Raw genomic sequence first — 22,183 nt, forward strand, 5'->3', positions numbered from 1 at the left:
TCGGTCCGCCGTCACATCTCGGTGTTTTCCTTGATGTTCCAGCCGACCGACACCTCGGCGCCCTTGCCGCCGTTGTCGTTCTGCTGCCAGTACTGCTTCTTCACCTTCGCGGCCTGGAAGCCGTAATGCATCATCAGACGGTCGGCCGCGTCTCCCGGATCGATGCCCGCGACCTGCGCGGACGTGACCAGCACTTCCTGCAGCGTCACGCGCATGAACTCGATCTGCGAGCCGCCGGTCTTGCACGCGGAGATCTCGACTTTCGGCAAATGCTTGCCGCTCGCGCAGTTCTTGATGATCGCGGGCGCGCCCTTGTCCATGTACGCGGCCACGACGAGATCGTTGAAGCTCGCCTTGCCCGCATTGCCGCCGCTGCCGCTGGCCATCGCGCCCGGCTGGCTCGCGCCCCACGTGAACGACTCGATGTCGGTCCAGCCCTTGTGCTGCGCGTCCGCCGATTCGCCGGTCACGCCGTCCACCTTCATAAACATTGCCACGCCCATTGCCGTCTCCGTTTCGGTGCGAAATCAGGTTGAATGCCGGGTTGAGTGCTGTACGGAATGCCGCTTGCTGCTCACTCGTTCGCCGCCTTCGCGGACGGCAGCCGCGAGATCAGCCGCAGCGACACGGTGAGCCCTTCGAGCTGGTAGTGCGGCCTCAGGAAAAATTTCGACGTGTAGTAGCCGGGGTTGTCCTCGACCTCGTCGACGACCACCTGTGCAGCCGCCAGCGGCTTGCGCGCCTTGGTTTCCTGCGACGAGTTCACGGGGTCGCCGTCGACGTAGTTCATGATCCAGTCGTTCAGCCAGCGCTCCATGTCGTCGCGCTCGCGGAACGAGCCGATCTTGTCGCGCACGATGCACTTCAGGTAGTGCGCGAACCGGCAGCACGCGAACAGGTAAGGCAGGCGGCCGGACAGCCGTGCGTTCGCGGTCGCGTCGGGGTCGTGGTACTCGGCCGGCTGGTACAGCGACTGCGCGCCGATGAACGCCGCGAAATCCGAGTTCTTCCGGTGCACGAACGGCATGAAGCCGTTCTTCGCGAGCTCGGCCTCGCGACGGTCGCTGATCGCGATCTCGGTCGGGCATTTCTGGTCGACGCCGCCGTCGTCGGTCGGGAACGTATGGCTCGGCAGCCCTTCGACCGCCCCGCCCGACTCCACGCCGCGGATCGACGAGCACCAGCCGAACTGCTTGAACGAACGGTTGATGTTGGCGGCCATCGCATACGCCGAGTTCGCCCACGTGTAGCGATCGTGATTCGCGGCGTCGGTGTCTTCCTCGAAGTCGAATTCGTCGACCGGATTGGTGCGCGCGCCATACGGCAGCCGCGCGAGAAAACGCGGCATCGCGAGCCCGACGTAGCGTGAATCCTCCGACTGCCGCAGGCTGCGCCATGCCGCGTATTCGGTGTTCTGGAATATCTTGGTCAGGTCGCGCGGGTTCGACAGCTCCTGCCACGAGTCCATCTGCATCAGCTCCGGCGACGCGCCCGCGATGAACGGCGCGTGCGCGGCCGCCGCGATCTTCGACAGCTCGCCGAGCATCTCGACGTCGGGTGGGCTGTGATTGAAGTAGAAGTCGCCGACGAGGCAGCCGAACGGCTCGCCGCCGAACTGCCCGTATTCCTCCTCGTAGATCTTGCGGAACAGCGGGCTCTGGTCCCACGCGACGCCCTTGTAGCGCTTGAGCATCCGCCCGACCTCGTTGCGCGATGCCGGCAACGCCTTGATCTTCAGCAACTCGTCGGTCTCGGTGTGCGTGACGAGGTAATGCAGGCCGCGCCACGCGCCTTCCAGCGTCTGGAATTCGTCGTGATGCAGGATCTGGTTGATCTGCTCGGACAGCTTCCGGTCGATCTCCGCGATGATCTGCTTCACGCTGCCGTATGCGTCGGTCGTCATGCCGACCGTATGTTCGAGCGCCTGCTGCGCGAGCGTGCGCACCGCGCGCTCGACCGACTCGCGCGCCTCGGCGGTCTTCGGCTTGAACTCCTTCTGCAGCAGCGCGGCGAATTCGCCGTGTGCGGCGGCCGGTTGCGCGGCGTCGTGCGCATCGCGCGTATCGGCACGGGACTGGACAGGATCATTCATCGCGGGCCTCCGGTTGGGTCGCGTTGCCGCCCTGCGTGTCGGCGCGTGGTTCGCGCACGAGCGTCTTCAGCAGGTCGGGATCGTTGATCGCGCGCTCGATCAGCTGTTCGGCGCCATGCTTGCCGTCCATGTACGACAGCAGGTTCGACAACTCGGTGCGCGCATCCAGCAGCCGGCGCAGCGCGTCGACGTTGCGTGCGATCGCCGCCGGCGAGAAATCGTCGATCTGCTCGAACGTCATGTCGACGCTGAGCATCCCGTCGCCCGTCAGCGTGTTCGGCACCTGGAACGCGACGCGCGGCGCGACCGACTTCATCCGCTCGTCGAAGTTGTCGACGTCGATCTCGAGGAACTTGCGCTCCGGCAGGTCCGGCAGCGGTTCGGCGCGCTTGCCCGCCAGGTCCGCGATGACGCCCATCACGAACGGCAGCTGCACCTTGCGCTCGGCGCCGTAGGTCTCGACGTCGTACTCGATCTGCACGCGCGGCGCCCGATTGCGCGCGATGAACTTCTGTCCGCTGCCTGCCGCCTTGGTTCTGTCCGTCATCGTCCACTCCTTCACATCGATCAGATTGCGTGTACGTTGCCGCCGCCTGGGTCGCGGCCCTGCTTCATTCGCTCCGCTCGCCGCTCAGCAGGTCCAGCTTCGGCAGGCTTTCCGGAGCGAGATCCCGGATGATTTCGTAGAAGTCGAGCGCGAGCAGCCGCTGCGCGCGCCGCAGCAGCAGCGGCGCCGGGTGGCTCGGCTCGTGCAGTTCGAAATAGCGGCACATCTTGTCGAGGCCGAGCCGCACGTCGTCGCGGCTCGTGACCTCGGCATCGCGCCAGGCCTGCCCGTTCGGCAAGGTGGCCGGTACGGATGCGGCTTGCGCGGCGCCGGACGCGGCCGGCGTTGCCGGAATCGAACCGTCCGGCGCGGCTGGCTGCGGCACCGGCGCGGGCGCCGGCATCTCGCGGACGATGCGTTGCAACGCCTTCTCCGTATCGCTCTCATCGGGCGCCCATTCGCTACCGAGCCGGTCCGTCACCCGTGCGCGGATCGCGTCCAGCGAGTGCAGCGCGGCGCGCACCGCATCGATCGGCACGCGGCCGTCGTCGCGCGCGGTCGATAGCGCGGCGAGCAGACTGTCGCGACTGACTGCCGCCGGGCCGCCCGCTTCGTCGCGGCCGTCGAGCGCGCGTTCGCCGTCGCGCACGTTCGGGCCGCCATCGAACAGCGGTTGGCGCCGCGCCGCACGCGCGCACTCGTGCGCACCGGCGACATCGGCGAGCGCGTTCATCCGCGGCGTCGGGTCCGGTTCGCCGTCGGCATCGAGGTGCGGATGAAGGTCGTCCCACCAGCGCTCGAGCAGGCTCGCAACGATCGCGAGCCCGTCCGCGTAACCGGCGATGCCGTGCTGCTCGGTCCAGCTGCGCGCGAGATACGCGACGACGCGCAGGTCCTTCGTCCGCTCGCTCAGCGCGAGCGCGAGGCGCTCGACCGTGCGCCAGTCGGGCATCTCGGCCGGGATCACGGTGTCGCCGTACTGCTGCTCGGCGCGCGGCGTCGCCCGCTCCTGAAGCTGCTGGAAGTCGGCGTCGTATTCGAGGTTCGGGCCGCATGGGGCATCGGGCGCGACGTCCGCGAGCACCCGGCCGATCGGATCGGCGCGCGGCGTCGCCGCCGGCAGGCCCGGCGAGGGCGAGGACAACGCGGCGGCGGCTAGCGCCGCTTGGCTGACGTCATTCGAATGCATAGTCGATGCTGACCGGTTTGCTGCCGAAGTCGATCGCCACGGTGCGGTGCAACGGCGGCAGCGAGCCGTTGCGAATCTCGATCTGATAGACGCCCGGTGTCAGCGACACCGAGCGCAGCGGCGGGCTCGCGCCGCGCCGAGCGCCGTTCACATACACATCGCCCCACGGGCGTACGTTGAAGCGGACCTGGACGGTTTCCTGCTTCGTCGGGCGCTGCTCGGCGGCGGCCGGCGCACTGACCGCGGCGACGGCCATGTCGGCCTCCGACGGCAAGGTTCGCGTCGGAACGGACGCGTTCGCGGACGGCGACGCGGCGGCCTCCGACGGTGGCACGTTGACGACGCGCTCCGATGCGTCGAGGCTGCCGGCCGGTGCGATGGTCGAGCTCGAACCGGATGGCGACGGCGTGGCGCCCGCGATGTCCGTGGCGGTCGTCGCCACCTGCGGCGCGGGGACCGTGGCTACGACGGCGGGTGCGCTCGCCGGTGTGGCGGCCAGCGCCGGCTGCGGCACCTGTGCGGACGATCCGGCCGGCAGGCTCGACGGCGGCACGACGATCGGCGTCGGACCGTGCTGGGTGAGCATCGCATCCGGTGTGCTGGCCGAGGAAGCGGTGCCGGCCAGCGGCTGGCTCGCACCGGCTTCGGTTTCATCGGCGATCCGCGTCGGGCGCGACAGATAGGTCGCGGCGATGCCGACGGCGATCAGCGCGACCAGCGCGCCACCTACGTAGGTCGGTATGCGCCGGTTTCCTGCCGCGATGAACGACGGGCGGCGCGGGGGGCGAGCCGGCGGTGATGTACCCGGAGGTGACGCTGAAGTGGAAGCACCCGCCTTCGACGCCGAAGACGTACCATCTTCCGGCCCATCGCGTTCGGCAGCGGGCGTGGCAGACAACGTATCCGGTGTGCTCACTGGACTTTCCGGCGGCTCAGGCTTCGACGACCGTCCGTCCGATGCCGCATCGCCCGACGCCGTCCCGCCTTCACCGACAGCTGTCGCGGCCACAGCCGACGCTTTGTCCGCCGGGCCGGAAGCACCGGAAGCACCGGAAGCACCAGCCACGCCCGAAGCCTCGGAAACACCCGAAGCCGCCTTCCCTTCCCCGCCTCCCCCCGCATCGACCACCGGCGGCGCAACGGCCGCGCCATACCCGCCGCCCGAGCGGTCGACGTCCCGCAACCCGAGTTCGGCCGCGAACGCCGCGACCGACTCCGGCCGATCCGGGATCCGCAACTGCAGCGCGTGATCGATCGCCGCGAGAAACGCCGGGCTGTACATCTCGCCGGCCGGCAACTCGCGCGACGCGAGCGGCCGGTACGTGTCCTTGATGCTGCGCACGACGGCCGCCGGCGGCAACTCGCCCGTGATCATCGCGTGCATCACCGCGCCGAGCGCATAGAGATCCGTCCACGGCCCCTGGCTGAACGCGGGATCATCGGTGTACTGCTCGATCGGCGCGTAGCCGGGCTTGATCATCATCGCGCCGTCGTCGACGAGATCGCCGATCCGTTTGCGTGCCGCGCCGAAGTCGAGCAGGATCGCGCTGCCGTTCGGGCGGATCAGCACGTTGTCGAGCGCGACGTCGCGATGAAAGCATTGCGCGCGATGCAGCGTGTCGAGCGCGCCGAGGAGCGCGCCGACGATGTGGCGCAATTGCGTCTCGCTCATCCGCACGCCGCCGTCGAGCAGTTGCTTGAGCGTGCGTCCTTCATAGAACGGCATGACCATGTACGCGGTGCCGTGGCTTTCCCAGAAGTGCAGCACCTTGACGAGCCCCGGATGGTCGAATTGCGCGAGCAGGCGCGCCTCGTTCAGGAACGCACCGCGTCCCGCGTCGAATGCCTGCGCGAACCGTTCGGAGCGCAGCGACACCGTGTAGTCGCCGCCGCGCGTCGCGAGCATCGACGGCATGTATTCCTTGATCGCGACCGCGCGCCGCAGCGTGCGGTCGAACGCACGATAGACGATGCCGAAACCGCCGATACCCAGCACCTCGTCGAGCTGCAGCTCGCCGAGGCGATGACCGAGCGGCAGCGGCCGCACCGTGAATTCGGGCGCGCCGCCGCGGGTCGCCGTGTCGTGCTCGTTGTCTCTCGATAAAGGGTCCTTCATGTCTACCTCGCGATACCGCATCCGGGTTGCCCGCCGCCGGCCGCTAGCCGCCGAACAGCGTCATGAACAGCGCGTTGTCGGGCACGCCCGTATGCGCATGCGTGCGCAGCGGCGAGCCGTCGGCGCGATTGGTCCACCAGAAGCTCGTCCCGCCGTGCGGATCGAAATAGCCGGACAGCCCGGGCCATGCGGCGAGCGCTGGCCGCTCCGGCAGCGTCGACGGCATCCCGTCGACGGCTTCCGCGGGTAGCCCGCCGCCCGGCGCGAGCCGCACGCGCTCGAGCGTCTGCTCGAGATCGACCGGCGCGCGCGCATGCCGGATCGCGTCGAGCAGCGCATGGCCGATCTGCCAGTAGAACGCGTCGGCGGTGTCCGGCAGCCCGTTCCAGTCGTCGGCCGCCGGCATCGGCAGCGTCACGATCACCGGGTAGTAGCGCCCGACGCGGTCGCAGCTCGGCGCGAGACAGCCCGCCTGCACGCACGACGCACCGGCGCCCGCCGGCACCAGGAAATTCCAGACCGGCGCGACCGTGTAGTGGCGCGCGATCTCGTCCGGGCCGCGCTGGCGCATCGCGGCCATTCCCTGCTGAAGCCAGCGTTCCCACCAGAGCGCGAGCGCGTGCGGCAGACGGCTGTTCACGAAGTCGCCGGCGCCCGGAATCTTTCCGTACCAGGCCGGGGCGTCGCCATCGGCGCGCGTGAGCGGCGGGATGCGGCTCATTGCTTCGGAGGGCATGTAAAGGACTCCATCTGGGGCAGCCTGAACGGATTGCGGACACTGCCGGCATTCACCTGTAGCACGAGCGGTTTGCCGTCGACGGTAAAGCGCGCGATCATCTGGTCCGAGCCGCGCCCGGCCGACACGGCCGCGCGGTCGAACAGCCGATGCAGCGCCCACGGCCCGCCGGTCGTGAAGCCGTCGGTCGCGCCGGCCTGCCCCGACACCTGCAGCCGCACCTGGTTGCTGCCGCGCGGGCCCGGCCAGTCCACCGCGCTCTGCACGAGCGGGCCGTGCGCGTAGCGGACGATCTGGCCGTCGACGTCGAGCACCATCTCCGTGATCGACGGGTCCATTTCGAGCGGCTGGATCTGTACCTTCAGTTGCGCGGTGCGCGCGCCGCCGCCGAAATAGGCGTCGCGGATCACCGCGGCCTTCTCGAACGACGCAAGCATCGCCGTCGCCGCCGGATCGGCATCCGCATTGCGGTTCGCGAAACGCCACGGGTGCGACGTCGTATCGACGATCGACTGCAGGTTCTTCTGGAAGAAATCGTCCATCAGGCCGCCCGGCGCGAACATCTGCGCGAAATCCGCCGGTGCGACGTCGCGCGACGCTCCGCGCGCGAACGGATAGCGGCCCGCGATCGCCTGCCGGCAGAAGTCGCCGACGTTCGCGCCGGCCCGCTGCGCGACGCTGCGCTGCTCGACGGTCGCGACGCTGCCGTTCGCGACGTTCGACAGGTCGTCGAGCACTTCGCGGAATGGCGTGGGCAGCCGCCCGGCCTGCGCGCGCAGCCGCGCGGGCGCGTCGGACGGCGGCGGCTGGGCGCCGCTGCGCAGCGCGTCGTCGGTGGCCGTCAGGTACGTATAGAGCGCGTCGATCGACTTCAGCACCGCGTCGAACGCCTGCGCCTGGTCGCCGCTGCCCGGCGCGAACGCGCGTAGCCCGGCGAAATGACTGTCGACCACCTGCTCGGGGCTCGCGGGCGCCGCGGCGGATGGATTCGCGTCGCTCGCGCCCTGCCCCGCGAAGATCTGCGACAGCGAACTGCGCGCCTCGTCGACCTTGTCCTGGGCGCGCGACGCGAGATTGCGCGCCCCGCCCGGCGTATCGCCGAGCGCCGTGTCGCGCGCCAGCGCGATCATCAGCCGGGTGAGCGGCGAATCCGCCGACGACAGCGCACGCGCGACCTGGATGCTCTGCGCAAGCGTTGCCGTGTGCTGCAGCTTGATGTCGGCGAGATAGTCGTCCCAGATCTTCAGGTAGTCGTTCAGGTACAGCTGGCGGATGTCGCGCGCCCACGCGGCAGCATCGTTCGGCCCGGGGATCTCGGACAGCCCGAGGTTCAGCACCCACACCTCCTCGTGCCCGTACGCATCGACCTCGCCGGCGAGGCGCGGCGAGAACACGTTGCGATAGCCGTTGCGCGTATAGAGGCCCGGCACGCCTTCCGACAGCGGCTTGCCGCCCTGGCGGCGGAACACCAGCGATGCGTCGGGCCCCACCGCGCGCGCGACGCTGAAGTCGAACGCGGAAGTCGCCGGCCGCAGCGTGCGCGTGAGCTGGCGGTACAGCCGCTGGGAGAACGGCACCTGCCGCAGCCGGTCGCGCACGTCGGCCACGAGCCGCTCGTTCATCGGATACGGCGACACCGCCACCCGGTTGCCGAACAGCGCGGCAAGATGCGCGCGCAGCGCCGAGCGTTCGGCCGGCGAGAAATCGGGCGGCAACGAGCGCTCCATTTCGAGGTCGACGACGGCCTGCACGAACGCGGGATCGTAGTGCGCGCTGTCGTACAGCATCAGATAGGCCTTCAGCGCCGCATATGCGTAGTCGGTTTCGTCCGGCCGCGCATCCCTCAGCGCGGATTCCATCCGGCGCGCGGCGATCGGCAGCAGCACGTCGTCGAGCGCGCGCCGGTACACGGCGTCGACGGCCTCGTCGATCTTCTCGCCCTGGAAGAGCCCCCAGCGGTACGCGAGCGGCGGATGCGACCGGTCGACGCCGCCCGCATTCGCGAGCCCGCCGAGCGCATCGAGCACCGGCAGCAGCCGTGCGATGTCGGCCGCATCCGAGAACTTCGCGCTGGCGATCTGCGCATCGACGGCAGGCACGCGCTGCGCGATCCGGTCGAGATACGCGCGATTGTTCGAGTAGCTGCGCAGCCACGCGGCTAGCGCGATCACGCTCACGACGGCCAGCAGCGCGTAGCCGGCGATCTGCAGCACGCGCCGCTTCTGATGCCAGCGCAGGTCGCTGCCGGCGAGCGCGGCTTCGCGAAAGATGTGCTCCTGCAGCAGCGATTTCAGAAAGAAGCTGCGCCCGGTCGAGCCGACCTGCGCGACCGGCGGCACGCCCTCGATCTTCAGGAAGCGCTTGATGCCGCTCATCACGCGGTCGAACGCGGTGCCTTCCTGCGTGCCGCTCGTCAGGTAGACGCCGCGCAGCATCGGCATCGGCTCGAAGCTCGACACGGAAAACACTTCGGCGACGAACTGGCCGAGCATGTCCTGCAGGTCGGCGACCTGCTGCGGCAGCAGGTACGCCATCTCGCGCTGGCGCGCATCGGTCTGCGTGGCGAGCAGCTCGGGCAGCCCGTCGTTCAGCCGCTGGTGCAGCAGCCGGTATTCGCGGTCGAACGCGGCGCGCAGGTCGAAGCCCGGCGCCTCGCTCTGCGCGAGCGGGAACGTGAATCCCCACACCTGCGCGCACTCCGCGCGGCCGAAGCCGCCGAAGTACTCGGCGAAGCCGGCCAGCAGGTCGGCCTTCGTCACGAGCAGGTAGACGGGAAACCGGATGCCGAGCTGCGCGCGCAGTTCGAGCAGCCGCTTGCGCAGCACCATCGCGTGCTGCGTGCGCTCGGCCTCCGACGCGCCGACCAGGTCGGCGACGCTGATCGTCAGCATCGCGCCGTTCAGCGGCTGGCGCGTACGGTATTTCTTCAGCAACTCGACGAAGCCCTTCCACTCGGCTTCGTCGAGCACGCGATTGCCTTCGTGCGTCGTGTAGCGGCCGGCCGTGTCGATCAGCACCGCGTCGTTCGTGAACCACCAGTCGCAGTGGCGGGTGCCGCCCACGCCGCGAATCGCCGCGCGGCCGAACTGCTCGGCGAGCGGGAAACTGAGCCCGGAATTGACGAGCGCAGTCGTCTTGCCCGAGCCCGGCGCGCCGATGAACACGTACCACGGGAGCTGGTACAGATACTGGCGCGACATCCGGTCGAACCAGCGCGCCAGCCCCTTGCGCGCGGTATCGGCCTGCCCGAAGCGGACTTTCTTCAGCAGCGTCGCGGCCTCGTCGAAGCGGCTGCGCAGCTCGTCGAGCTGGGCCTTGGCCGGATCGTCGGCAGTGGCCGGCCCCGGTGCGGCTTCGCGCAACTGGTTGAGCAACTGCGCATTCAGGCGGCTCGCATGCCAGCTTCGCCACGCCACGCGCGCGCCCCACGCGGCGAACAGCACGGCGATCGTCACCGCGCGCGCCCAGGCGCTTTCGAGCGGCTGGACCTCGGCGAACGCGAACAGCGGCCCGGCGAGCCACACGAAGCACGCGAGCAAAACCAGACCGGCGAAGGTCCAGATCTCCCGCGACGGCAACGGCCGGACGAAACGCGCGACAGCCTGGTTCATGTCAGTTGGCCCCCTGCGTCGCGCTCGCGCCGACGGCGGCACTGCCGGGCGCCGGCAGCAGCGTGATCTCGACGCGCCGGTTCAGCGCGCGGTTCGCGGGCGTATCGTTCGGCGCAACCGGATCGAGCGTGCCGCGCCCTTCCGCCGCGAGCCGCTCCGGATGGTCGAGGCGCGCGGCGATCATGCTGCGCACGGCCTCCGCGCGTTCGCGCGACAGGTCCCAGTTCGACGCGAAGCGTGCGGTATGCACCGGCGTGTCGTCGGTATAGCCGGTCACGCGCACGTTGCCGGGCACCTGGTTCAGCGCATCCGCGACGCGCGCGAGCACCGGCGCGTAACGATCGATCACCGACGTCGAGCCGGACTTGAACAGCCCGTCGCCGCGCAGCACGATCACGCTGCGATCGGCGTCGTCGCGCACCGACACGAGGCCGGCTGCGATCTCGGGCGCCAGGAATTTCGCGACGCGCGGCGCCGGCGCCGGGCGCGGCGGTGCCTGCGCGGGCTGCAGCTTCGGCACGTGCAGCGCGTCGATCGATGCGAATAGCTGGTCCGAATGCCCGGCAAGCGCGAGGCGCAGCCCGACGAACACGCCGAAGCCGATCAGCAGCGCGAGCGCCACGCACACCCACAGCGGCACGACGAAGCGGCGCGACACGTCGCGCGTGACGACGTCGCGCCAGTGCGGCGACAGCGCGGGATCGAATTCGCCGCGCACCGAACGGATCGTGTGGGCCAGTTGCCAGCGCAGCGCATCGAGTTCCGCGTGACCGTTGTCGAGCACCCGATAGCGGCCCTCGAAGCCGAGCGCGAGACAGAAGTACAGCAGCTCCAGCAGGTCGAGATGCTGGCGCGGCTGCTGGGACAGGCGTTCGAGCAGATGGAAGAACTTCTCGCCGCCCCAGGTTTCGTTGTGGAACGACACGAGCAGGCTGTGCGACGACCACACGCTGCCGCCCCACGGCGTCAGCGCGGCCGCTTCGTCGAGCGCCGTGCACAGACAGTAGCGCGCGCCGATGATCGCCTCCGACGGCACGCCGGCTTCCTGTGCGCGCGCCTCGAACTGGCGGATCTCGACGACGAGATGCTCGCGCAGCCACGCCGGATTCGGATGATGGACGGTCGAGCGGATCTGCGGCACCAGATTGAGCAGCGGGTTCGCGGCCGCGACGAGCGGGTTCGTGCCGCTCGCGGCCCAGCGGCCGGGGCGCGGCTGCGTGGCCGTCGGCCCGGCCGCACCGGACGCCGTGGCCGGATGCATGCCGCCCGGATTCGGCGGCACGAATCCGCCTGCGCCGGCGGAGATCGAATCGGAGGAAGAATTCATCGCGCTATCCCGCCCTCACCCGCGTATCGCCCAGAACTCCATCGAGAGCCCCGGGAATTCGCCGGCGAAATGAAATGCCAGACCGCCGGAGCGCGCCAGTTGTTTCCACAGGTCGCTGCCCTTGTCGATCTCGAAGTACGTATGACCCGCGTGATACGGGATCTGCCGCGGCGCGACCGGCAACTGGCGCATCGTGATGCCCGGCAGCTGCAACTGCACCAGGTCGCGGATCCGCTCGACCGGGCCGAGCTTTGCCTGCGCGGGAAAGCGCGCGCGCAGGCTGTCGGCCGGCACGTCCGCGCGCACCGCGAGCACGAAGCCGGCCGTGTCGCGCAGCGCGGGATCGGCGAGTGTCGCGACCCGGATGCCGTTGCCCGCGTCGCGCAGCTCGATCTGGATCGCGTTCTGCTCCAGCACCGTCGACAGCGACCGGCGCAGCTCCGTCATCAGTTCGGCGAAGCTCGTGCGCAGGTCGTCGTGCACGTAGACCGCGAGCGACTGCGGGCGCCGCCCGGCCGCCGTGAACGTGCTGAGGTCGCACGCGAGCTTCAGCCAGTCGCAGAACAGCGTCTCAGGATGCGTCGCGACGTCCTGCTGCGCATGCCAGGTCAGCGCCAGATAGCGGTTCACGAGCTGCAGCAGCAGGAAATCCGCGACTTCCGACACGCCGCCGCGCCCCGGTTCCGACAGGCGCTCGCCCAGCGCTTCGCTGCGCTGCGTGAGCAGTCCGTGCAGTTCGCGCGTGTACGCCAGCAACGCGGCATCGCGCTGCGCGACGAGGCGCGGCGGAATGTAGCCGTCGTCGACGAGCAGCCGCGCGTCGGTGCGCCGCTCGACGATGCGTACGACGCCGAGCGCATGCCAGTCGCCCGTCAGCTCGGTGGCGAGCATCAGCCGGACGTTCAGGCGCCCCGTCTGCAGCAGCGCGGGGCCGAGCGCGACCGCGTTCGCATCGGCCACTTCATGCTCGCGCACGACGTAGCGCGCGACGTCCGCATTGCCCCCGTTGGCCGCACCGGCGCCGAACGACACCTCCTCGCCGCCGCCGCGCCACAGCGGCAGCGCGAGCACGACGAGCTGGTCCTTCGCATCGGCCGGCACGTCGAGCGGTTCGGGCAGATCGTCGGGATGCGACAGGTCGAACGGCGTGCCGTCTCGCATCACGCCCGCGGCCGCGCGCAGCGCGACCTTGCCGAGTGCGAGTTGCTCGCGGTCGATCTCGAGCGTGTCGAAGCCCCAGTAGAACCCCTGCAGCGGCAGGCAGCGCAGCGCGACGTAGCGTTCCCAGTGCCGTTCGAGCTGCTGGAAATGCTGCGGCCGCAGGAACATTCCTTCGGTCCACACCACGCGCTGACGCAATGCGGCGACCGGCGTCGCGGACATCGTCGGTTCCGTCATGGGCGCCCCCGTGCGTCGTTCAACGCGAGACCGCCGTTCCTGACCGCGATCGACAGCTTCAGCTCGCCGGGCGACGTCTGCCAGAACTTGTATACGTTGAGCTGCTTCGCGCGCGGCAGCGGCACCGTCAGGCGCCAGCGGTTCTTGTCGAGCATCCGGTATTCGGCGACCACGCCGATCGCGCCGGCCTCGACATTGCCGCGGTAATGCAGCGTGCGCGATTCGCCCGGGCGCAGGATCACGCGGTCGGTGCCGAGCAGGTCCGCGCCGAGGATGTTCTCGGGCTTGTCCTGGAGCGAGAAGAAGTCCGCACCGTCGAACGCCGACGCCGCGCGCAGCTGGAACACCTTCAGCACGATCGGCGAAGGCTTGCGGTTGACGTCCGGGTTGACGTCCGGCGCAACGTCGACCGTGATCGCATACGGCACCGCGGCGGCACGCTCGGTCGCACCGCATCCGGGCAACAACAATGCACATCCCAATACGATGAACCCGCTCGACCGCCATCGCATATTTCACCCTCGCAGCGCAATAATCCCCCCGCCGATTTCCATACGCGAAATTGGCGCTCCGCCTTAAAAAGGGACAATCAATTGACCGGTAATTATGTGACTTGCATATCCTTCCACTAAAATTTCATTCGGCAATTTATTCTTGTAAAAAGCCGGGTCAAATCGCCAATTACGGGCCGGGATCGAAATTGGGGAGGTGACGATGGATTGAATTGAAGTCGGTCATTTTGAGAAGACGTGTTAATCCGACCGGTTCGCCGCGGCGGCCCGGTTCTATTGCATGGATACTTGCTGTATGGACGCAGAACCCAGGCTCGCCGGCTGTCGACGGTGGGTGGCTCGCGCCCCATGGGTCGTGCGCGGCTGTTTGCATGGCCCGAATGACCGGCCCGCTTTTCCGGTCATTGACGGGCGCCGAACAAACAACTGACGAATCCCAAAAGCACAGCGAACTATAGAATCGATTTTCAGGATTAACAAGCCGAAAACCCGTAATCGATTTGAGTAACAACTCGAATGCAATTTGCAAAATGAAACAAAACGTAACGGCGGCTTCGATCGGCATGATTGGCACTAGAATCCAACAGCGTTTGTTCATCACCTTCCAATTACGCAAATATTTCATTTCAGAATGAAAGGCCGATCAACGATCGTGATTTTTCTCGGCGCCTTGTTGCTGGGAATCGGCGGGTGCAGCACGTCGCCCACCCAGTCGGCGGCGCGCGCTGCGGTCGACAGCGCGCGCGCCGCCTATGGCGCCGGCGACTACGGGCGCACGATCGCGATCCTGAGCCGCGCGAAGGAGATCGACGGGGCCGACACCGATACGCAGGTTGCCGCGCACAAGCTGCTCGCGTTCAGCTATTGCGTGACGAACCGCATCGCGCAGTGCCGCGCCGAATTCTCGAAGATTCTCGACCTCAACCCGCGCTTCGACTTGTCCCCCGCCGAGAAGGGGCATCCGATCTGGGGGCCCGCGTTCGAATTCGCGCGCCGCAGACATGCGTCGTCATCCTGACCGAACCGGTTTCCCCGCGAGCGCTTCATCACCGAGCGACGTATGACATGCAACTGATCGTGATCGAACACGCCGGCGAGCCGGTCGAAAGCGACTCCTACGACGCCGTCGTATTCCACCCGCCCGGCGGCACCATCGGCCGGGCCACCGACAATCATCTCGTGCTGCGCGACGACACCCGGCAGATCTCCCGGCTGCAGGCCCTGCTGCAGGTCGGCGACGACGCGTGCCTGCTGAAGAACCTGAGCAGCGTGTCGACGATCGAGGTGAATCGCGAGCCCGTCGGCTATGCGCAGGAGCGCCCGCTCAATACCGGCGACATCATCCGCATCGGGCCGTACGTGCTGAGGGCCGAGCGTGACGACGGACAGGACGCACCTGTCGTTGACATGCCCGCCGATGCCGGCGCGCGCGCCGACCCGCCGCGCGCGCCGGAAGCGGCCGCGCGCACGCATGGCGAAGCGAAAGGCGCCGGCAACCGGCTGTGGGGGCTGCTGCAGGATCGCCTCGTGCCGCGCGGCAAGGCGACGGACGCCGGCACGCGGTCCGGCACGGCACGCAAGAACGCGGAGCAGCCGGCGAGCCGCACCGCGCCGGCCGCATCCTCGGTGCCGTCGCAGCGCGACCTGAATCAGCTGTCGATCGATCCGCTCGACCTGTTCGCGCAGTCGTCGCCCGATATCGGCGCATCGGGCTCGGCGTCATCGGCCGAACGCGGCAACGCGGGGCGCGACGCCCCCTCCGCGACGCAGGCCGACCATGCGCCCGAGTGGACGCAGCACGTGCGCGTGCAGCCGGCGGCGCCGCATGCCGAGACGCAACCGGCCGACGCGCCGGCCCCGCAGCCGCGCCGCGTGCCGACGCCCGATGAATTGCTGAGCGCGTTCTTCGAGGGCGCCGGCCTCGATACGGCCGCGGAATCGCATCAGTGGTCGGCCGAGCAGCTGTACATCGCGGGGCAGTTGCTGGCGCTGTTCGCGAACGGCACGGTCGAGCTGCTATCGTCGCGCAGCATCCTGAAGCGGGAGGTGAAGGCGCACATGACGATGCTGCTCGATCGCGAGAACAATCCGCTGAAGCTGCTGCCGGACGGCGGCGCGGTGCTGCGCCAGATGTTCGGATTGCCGCTGCCGGGCTTCATGTCGCCGCAGAGCGCGGTGAGCGACGCATTCCAGGATCTGCATGCGCACCAGATCGGCATGGTCGCGGGCATGCGCGCCGCGCTGATGGACCTGCTGACGCGCTTTTCGCCGCAACGACTGCGCGAGCGCGACGATGCGATGCGCTGGTACGAGAAGCGCGTGCCCGCGCTCTACAAGGCGAGGATGTGGGATCGCTACGCGGCGACCCATCGCGACACGGTGTTCGCGATCGAAGACGATTTTGCGTCGGTGTTCGGCAAGGCGTTTCTCGCGGCGTACGACGCGGAAGTGGAGAGCTATCGTGGCAGCAGCCGGCATTGAGCGGCGGGCGCTGCCGGTGCCGCATCGCGACGGACGGAAATAATGTCGCGCATTCGCCTTCGTGCGCCGTGGGTCCCGCGTGCTCGACTGGAACGACCGCCACGACCGGGCGTCGTTGACGCGATCGGCGCGGGCATCGCCGGATCACGCGCGGCTTGCGCCCGCGCCCTGTGCGAGCGCAAGCCGCAATGATATGCGACGGCACCGCACGATGCGGACGCAACCATCCCGTACGGAGCGCAGAAAAAAGGCCGGGCAGAACGCCCGGCCTCCGGCAACGCGACGTGCGCGCCGCGCAAACGGCAGCACGCATGCGGTCGAACGGTCGTCAGACCGCCATCACCGTCACCGACTTCGTGACGAGATACGGCTCCAGCGCTTCCGGCCCACCTTCCGACCCGTAGCCCGAATCCTTCACGCCGCCGAACGGCATTTCCGGCCACGGCGTCGCGGGCTGGTTGATCCACAGCATCCCGACTTCGAGGCGCTGCGTCAGCAGGTGCACGTTCGCGAACGAGCGCGTGAACGCGTAGCCGGCCAGCCCGAACGGCAGACGGTTCGCTTCGGCGATCGCGTCCTCGAGCTTGTCGAAACCGCGGATCGCGGCAACCGGGCCGAACGGCTCGTTGTTGAACACGTCCGCTTCGAGCGGCACGTTCGCGATCACGGTCGGCGCGAAGAAGTTGCCTTCCGAGCCGATCCGTTCGCCGCCGGTCTCGATGCTCGCGCCGACCTTGCGCGCGTTGTCGACGACCGACGCCATCGCGGTCAGCCGGCGCGGATTCGCGAGCGCGCCGAGCGTCGTGCCTTCCTCGAGGCCGTTGCCGACCTTCAGCCCTTCGGCGTGCTGGACCAGCGCGCGTGTGAATTCGTCGCGGATGCTGTTGTGCACGAGGAAACGCGTCGGCGAAATGCACACCTGGCCCGCGTTGCGGAACTTCGCACCGCCGGCGGCCTTCACCGCCAGCGCGACGTCCGCATCTTCGGCGACGATCACCGGTGCGTGGCCGCCCAGTTCCATCGTCGCGCGCTTCATGTGCTGGCCTGCGAGCGCCGCGAGCTGCTTGCCGACCGGCGTCGAGCCCGTGAACGTCACCTTGCGGATCACCGGATGCGGAATCAGGTACGACGAGATTTCCGCCGGATCGCCGTACACGAGACCGATCACACCGGCCGGCACGCCCGCGTCGACGAACGCGCGCAGCAGCGCGGCCGGCGATGCCGGCGTTTCTTCCGGCGCCTTCACGAGGAACGAGCAGCCGGTTGCGAGCGCGGCGCTCAGCTTGCGCACGACCTGGTTGACCGGGAAATTCCACGGCGTGAATGCCGCGACCGGGCCGACCGGTTCCTTCACGACCGTCTGCTGCGCGCCGAGATTGCGCGGCGGCACGATCCGGCCGTACACGCGGCGGCCTTCGTCCGCGAACCATTCGATGATGTCGGCGGCCGACAGCACTTCGACACGCGCTTCCGTCAGCGGCTTGCCCTGCTCCTGCGTCATCAGCGCGGCGATCGCGTCGGCGCGCTCGCGCACCAGCGCCGCCGCCTTGCGCATCGTCGCCGCGCGCTCGTGCGCGGGCACCTTGCGCCATGCTTCGAAACCGCGCTGCGCCGCAGCCAGCGCGCGATCGAGATCGGCGATGCCCGCGTGGGCCACCTTGCCGATCGCCTTGCCCGTCGCCGGGTTCACGACGTCGATCGTCTTGCCGCTCGCGGCGTCGACCCACTCGCCGTCGATCAGCAGTTGTGTATCCGTATAAGTCACGTTAGCCATCCAGACACCCCAGTTTTGCGTCGATAAAACGCGCGCTGCCGCGAACGGCCGCGCGCCGGTTGACAGAAAGCGCTGCGTTGCCGGGTGCGCTGCACCCGGTAATGTTCGACGACAGGCGCGCGGCACGCATGCCCGTCGTCATCCGCCACGATCGGCCGCGCTCAGCGCGCGGCCGCCGTCGCCTTGCGGAGTTTCGCGACGTCCGCCGCCTGCACGGCCGGTGCGCCGTTGTTCCAGCCGGCGCGCATGAACGTCAGCACGTCGGCGATCTGCCGGTCGTTCAGCTCGTTCGCGAATGCCGGCATCGGATACGCGGACGGCACGCCGCCGATTACGAGCGTGTCGCTGCCGTTCAGCGTCACGTTGATCAGCGACGATGCATCGGCCTCGAGCACGTTCGGGTTCCCGGCGAGCGGCGCGAGCAGCGGCGCGTAGCCGCGGCCGTCCGCACCGTGGCAATGCAGGCAGTAAGCGTTATACACCTTTGCGCCCGGATCGTTTGCCGGCCGGCCCAGCGCGGTCTGCGTCGCCTTCGGATCATAACGGTAAGGCGGCGCGAGCGTGCCGCCCGCCGCCGGCAACGATTTCAGGTAGCGGGAAATTGCCGCCAGATCGTCGTCGGTCAGTTCCTGCGTGCTGTGGTTGATCACGCTCACCATCGAGCCGAACGCGGTCGCATGCCGGTTCGCGCCGGTCTTCAGGAACTGCGCGACATCCGCGTCGCTCCAGCGGCCGAGCCCCGTATTGTGCTCGCCGGTCAGGTTCGACGCGAACCAGTTGTCGATCGGCGCGCCCGACAGGAACGCCGCGCCGCTTTCGTCCAGCGCCTTCTCCTGGAAGCCGGCGCCGCGCGGCGTATGGCACGACCCGCAGTGCCCGAGCCCCTGCACGAGATAGGCGCCGCGGTTCCACATCGCGTCCCTGGCCGGCTTGTCGGCGTATGGCGTCGTGTCGAGGAACACCGCGTTCCACAGCGCCAGCGGCCAGCGCATGTTGAGTGGCCACGGAATGTCGGATGCACGGTTCGCCTGCTTCACCGGCTCGACGCCGTGCATGAAGTACGCATACAGCGCCTTCACGTCGTCGTCGCGCAGCTTCGCGTATGACGGATACGGCATCGCCGGATACAGGCGATGGCCGTCCTTCGCGACGCCCGCGCGCAGCGCGCCCGCGAACTCGGCTTCCGTATAGCCGCCGATGCCGGTGTCCGGATCGGGGGTGATGTTGGTCGTGTAGATCGCGCCCATCGGCGTGACCATCTTCAGGCCGCCGGCGAACGGCGCGCCGCGCGGCGCGGTATGGCACGCGACGCAGTCGCCCGCTTTCGCGAGATACGCGCCGCGTGCGACCAGTGCGCTGTCGGCCGGCGCCGTTTGCGCGGCCTGCGCCGCCGTGCCGGCCATCAGCGCCGGCAGCACGAGCAGCGATGCGCCGAGCGTGCGGGCAGCGCGATTCAGGTGTTTCAGACGATGCGGGGCGAGGTTTCGCATGATTCGTCCCTCCCCTCAGGCCGTCTTCAGCTGGCTGCCGACGGGCAGCTTGCGCAGCCGCTTGCCGGTCGCCGCGAAGATCGCGTTCGACAGGGCCGCCGCGGTCGCGGCGGTGCCCGGTTCGCCGATCCCGCCCGGCGCGTCGCCACTCTTCACGAGATGAACCTCGATCGGCGGCGTTTCATTGATGCGCATCATCCGGTAGTCGGTGAAGTTGCTCTGCACGACGCGGCCGTCCTCGATCGTGATCTCGCCATACAGCGCGCCCGTGATCCCGAAGATGATGCCGCCCTGAACCTGCGCCTCGATCGTGCTCGGATTCACATACATTCCACAGTCGACCGCGCACACGGCACGCCTGACCTGCACTTCGCCATCCTCCACTGCGACGTCGATGACGATCGAGAAGAAGCTGCCGAACGCGTGCATCACCGATACGCCGCGCCCTTGCCCCTTCGGCAGCGGCGTGCCCCAGCCGGCCGCCTTCGTCGCGACGTCGAGCACGTTGCGCGCCCGCGGCGTCTTGTCGAGCAGCGCGCGGCGATACTGGACAGGGTCGGTCTTGGCCTGCGCGGCCAGTTCGTCGATGAAGCTCTCGACGACGAAGGTGCTGCGCGTCGGCCCGACGCCGCGCCAGAACGCGGTCGGGATGTGGCGCGGCTCCTGGCGCACGTAGTCGACGAGCTGGTTCGGCAGGTCGTACGGCAGGTCGTTTGCAACCTCGACCGCGTCGGGATCCACGCCGTCCTTGAACGCGGGCGGCGCGAAGCGCGCCATGATCGACGAGCCGACGATCCGGTGCTGCCATGCGACCGGCTTGCCGTTCGCGTCGAGGCCGGCCGAGATCTTGTCGTAGTAGTACGGGCGATACATGTCGTGCTGGATGTCTTCCTCGCGCGTCCACACGACCTTCACCGGCGCGTTGACCTGCTTGGCGACCTTCACGGCCTGTCCGATCATGTCCGTCTCGAGGCGCCGGCCAAAGCCACCGCCGAGCAAATGGTTGTGCACGACGATTCTGTCGGGCGCGAGGCCCGTGAGCCGCTGCACGGTATCGCGCGCCCGGGTCGGCACCTGGGTGCCGACCCAGATTTCGCAACCGTCTGCGCGCACCTGCACCGTGCAGTTCACGGGTTCCATCGTCGCGTGCGCGAGGAACGGTTGCTCATAGACGGCATCGATGCGCGTCTTCGCGTTCGCGAACGCGTTGCCGACGTCGCCGTCCTTGCGCGCGACGGCACCCTTGCCGTTTGCCGCGGCTTGCGCGAGATCGGCGACGATGTCCTTCATCGACACCTTCGCGTCCGCACCTTCGTTCCATTTGACGACGAGCGCCGATGCGCCGCGCTTCGCGGCCCACGTGTGATCGCCGACCACCGCGACCGCGTTGTCGACGCGCACGACCTGGCGCACGCCGGGAATCTTCTTCGTCGCGGTATCGTCGACGCTAGCGACCGTACCGCCGAACACCGGGCTGTTCACGATCGCCGCGTACAGCATGCCGGGCAGACGCACGTCGAGCCCGAACTGTGCGGTGCCGTCGACCTTCTCCGGCGAATCGAGCCGCTTCACCGGCTTGCCGATCAGCTTGAAATCCGCCGGCTGCTTCAGCGCGACGTCCTTCGGCACCGGCAGCTTCGACGCGGCAGCGGCGAGTTGGCCGTACGATGCACGCCGGCCGCTCGGCGGGTGCTGCACTTCGCCGTTTTCGGCCCGGCAGGCGGCAGGCTCGACGTTCCATTGCTTCGCGGCCGCCGCGATCAGCAGCGTGCGCGCGGTCGCGCCGGCGCGGCGCAGCGGCTCCCACGCGTAGCGCACCGACGTCGAGCCGCCCGTCAGTTGTCCGCCGAGCAGCGGATCGAGGAACAGCTTCTCGTTCGGCGGCGCATGGTCGAGCGTGACGTTCGACAGCGGCACCTCGAGTTCTTCGGCGATCAGCATCGGCAGCGCCGTGTAGACGCCCTGGCCCATTTCCACTTTCGGCATCACCAGCGTGACCTTGCCGTTGCGGTCGATCTGCACGAACGCGTTCGGCGCGAATACGCCGGCGCGCGCGCTTTCGTCCGCATCGCCGCCGATCACCGAGCGCCGCGCGTCGTCGCCCGCTGCCGGCATGCTGAAGCCGAGCAGCAGGCCGCCGCCCGCCGCCGCGCCGAGCGACATGCCCGCCTTGAGAAACGAACGGCGCGACACGCCCGCGCCGGCCCGACCTGCATCGATCAGTCCTTGCGACATGTCAGCCTCCGCAGAGCCGCATCAAACTCGGATGGATGTGCGTTCGGGAGATGGGGGGGCTGCGCCCCCCCAAGAGAACAAAGTGAGCGTGGAGGTTGTTTCATCTCAGGCTCCCTTCGCAGCATGCTTCACCGCCGCGCGAATCCGGTTGTACGTGCCGCAGCGGCAGATGTTGCCGGCCATCGCCGCGTCGATGTCGGCGTCGCTCGGGTTCGGGTTCGATGCGATCAGTGCCGTGGCCGCCATCACCTGCCCGGACTGGCAGTAGCCGCACTGGACGACGTCGAGCTCGCGCCACGCCTCCTGGACCTTCTGCCCGGCCGGCGTTGCGCCAACGGCTTCGATCGTCGTGATCTTGCGGCCTGCGACGGCCGCGACCGGCAGCACGCACGAGCGTGCGGCGACGCCGTCGAGATGCACGGTGCACGCGCCGCATTGCGCGATCCCGCAGCCGAATTTCGTGCCGGTCAGGCCGACGACGTCACGCAGCACCCAGAGCAGGGGCATGTCGTCGGGGGCGTCGACCGTACGGTTCTCGCCGTTGATATTGAGGGTGACCATTCAGCCTCCGGGGCCGGTGTATTGGGGAAGCGGCGCGACCGGCGCGCCGGGTGGTTCGCCGCCGCGGCGCGGCACGCGGCGGCTGCCGCGCAGCCCGGCCGGGGGCGAGCCGGG

Annotated in this window: 17 protein-coding genes; 2 read left to right on the plus strand and 15 right to left on the minus strand. The window is 68.8% G+C overall.

The genetic code is table 11. The annotated features are described in order from the left end of the window. Positions 1-11: 11 nt before the first annotated feature. The 11 genes from AC1Z3W_RS09320 to AC1Z3W_RS09370 form a co-directional block, all read right to left on the minus strand. Entirely contained in the window at positions 12-503 is a 492-nt protein-coding gene (locus AC1Z3W_RS09320; protein ID WP_057927224.1) for an Hcp family type VI secretion system effector, read from the minus strand. A 71-nt stretch (positions 504-574) separates the two neighbouring features. After that, the gene (gene tssC, locus AC1Z3W_RS09325; RefSeq protein WP_483507486.1) at positions 575-2,092 is read right to left on the minus strand and encodes a type VI secretion system contractile sheath large subunit; all 1,518 of its coding nucleotides are present in this window, start codon (positions 2,090-2,092) and stop codon (positions 575-577) included. Continuing rightward, positions 2,085-2,639: a type VI secretion system contractile sheath small subunit gene (tssB, locus tag AC1Z3W_RS09330; RefSeq protein ID WP_124831964.1), complete on the minus strand. Its 555-nt coding sequence runs from the start codon at positions 2,637-2,639 to the stop codon at positions 2,085-2,087. The genes tssC and tssB overlap by 8 nt, the downstream gene beginning before the upstream one ends. Positions 2,640-2,703: 64 nt before the next feature. Further along, the gene (tssA, locus tag AC1Z3W_RS09335) at positions 2,704-3,828 is read right to left on the minus strand and encodes a type VI secretion system protein TssA (protein WP_483507487.1); all 1,125 of its coding nucleotides are present in this window, start codon (positions 3,826-3,828) and stop codon (positions 2,704-2,706) included. After that, on the minus strand, positions 3,815-5,944 hold the full coding sequence (locus AC1Z3W_RS09340; RefSeq protein ID WP_483507488.1) for a serine/threonine protein kinase: 2,130 nt from the start codon (positions 5,942-5,944) through the stop codon (positions 3,815-3,817). Before AC1Z3W_RS09340 ends, tssA begins: the two co-directional genes overlap by 14 nt. A gap of 43 nt (positions 5,945-5,987) precedes the next feature. Continuing rightward, a complete protein-coding gene (tagF, locus tag AC1Z3W_RS09345; protein WP_483507489.1) occupies positions 5,988-6,680 on the minus strand; it encodes a type VI secretion system-associated protein TagF in 693 nt (230 codons plus the stop codon). Further along, complete coding sequence (gene tssM, locus AC1Z3W_RS09350; protein ID WP_483507490.1) at positions 6,662-10,291, minus strand: type VI secretion system membrane subunit TssM; 3,630 nt, start codon at positions 10,289-10,291, stop codon at positions 6,662-6,664. Before tssM ends, tagF begins: the two co-directional genes overlap by 19 nt. A gap of 1 nt (position 10,292) precedes the next feature. Then, entirely contained in the window at positions 10,293-11,618 is a 1,326-nt protein-coding gene (locus AC1Z3W_RS09355) for a DotU family type VI secretion system protein (RefSeq protein ID WP_057927219.1), read from the minus strand. A 15-nt stretch (positions 11,619-11,633) separates the two neighbouring features. Then, positions 11,634-13,016, minus strand: coding sequence for a type VI secretion system baseplate subunit TssK (tssK, locus tag AC1Z3W_RS09360; protein ID WP_124831954.1), 1,383 nt, complete (start codon positions 13,014-13,016; stop codon positions 11,634-11,636). Further along, the gene (tssJ, locus tag AC1Z3W_RS09365) at positions 13,013-13,528 is read right to left on the minus strand and encodes a type VI secretion system lipoprotein TssJ (RefSeq protein WP_057927217.1); all 516 of its coding nucleotides are present in this window, start codon (positions 13,526-13,528) and stop codon (positions 13,013-13,015) included. The genes tssK and tssJ overlap by 4 nt, the downstream gene beginning before the upstream one ends. Positions 13,529-13,697: 169 nt before the next feature. Then, the gene (locus AC1Z3W_RS09370) at positions 13,698-14,093 is read right to left on the minus strand and encodes a hypothetical protein (protein ID WP_141661849.1); all 396 of its coding nucleotides are present in this window, start codon (positions 14,091-14,093) and stop codon (positions 13,698-13,700) included. A 66-nt stretch (positions 14,094-14,159) separates the two neighbouring features. Here AC1Z3W_RS09370 and AC1Z3W_RS09375 point away from each other — a divergent pair, with 66 nt between their 5' ends. After that, positions 14,160-14,546 carry a TssQ family T6SS-associated lipoprotein gene (locus AC1Z3W_RS09375; RefSeq protein ID WP_175824733.1) on the plus strand — a complete coding sequence of 129 codons (387 nt, stop codon included), beginning with the start codon at positions 14,160-14,162 and terminating at the stop codon, positions 14,544-14,546. Between the two features lie 47 nt (positions 14,547-14,593). Further along, positions 14,594-16,009, plus strand: a complete 1,416-nt coding sequence (tagH, locus tag AC1Z3W_RS09380; RefSeq protein ID WP_124831950.1) for a type VI secretion system-associated FHA domain protein TagH — start codon at positions 14,594-14,596, stop codon at positions 16,007-16,009. Positions 16,010-16,337: 328 nt separating this feature from the next. Here tagH and AC1Z3W_RS09385 read toward each other — a convergent pair whose 3' ends face one another. From AC1Z3W_RS09385 to AC1Z3W_RS09400, 4 genes are all read right to left on the minus strand, one after another. Continuing rightward, complete coding sequence (locus tag AC1Z3W_RS09385) at positions 16,338-17,783, minus strand: NAD-dependent succinate-semialdehyde dehydrogenase (RefSeq protein ID WP_124831948.1); 1,446 nt, start codon at positions 17,781-17,783, stop codon at positions 16,338-16,340. Positions 17,784-17,944: 161 nt separating this feature from the next. Beyond that, positions 17,945-19,273, minus strand: a complete 1,329-nt coding sequence (locus AC1Z3W_RS09390) for a cytochrome c (protein ID WP_175824734.1) — start codon at positions 19,271-19,273, stop codon at positions 17,945-17,947. Between the two features lie 15 nt (positions 19,274-19,288). Further along, complete coding sequence (locus AC1Z3W_RS09395) at positions 19,289-21,508, minus strand: xanthine dehydrogenase family protein molybdopterin-binding subunit (protein WP_483507491.1); 2,220 nt, start codon at positions 21,506-21,508, stop codon at positions 19,289-19,291. Between the two features lie 105 nt (positions 21,509-21,613). Continuing rightward, entirely contained in the window at positions 21,614-22,069 is a 456-nt protein-coding gene (locus tag AC1Z3W_RS09400) for a (2Fe-2S)-binding protein (protein ID WP_057927211.1), read from the minus strand. Positions 22,070-22,183: the final 114 nt, after the last annotated feature.

The sequence above is a fragment of the Burkholderia sp. 10_S31 genome (genome assembly GCF_056930375.1).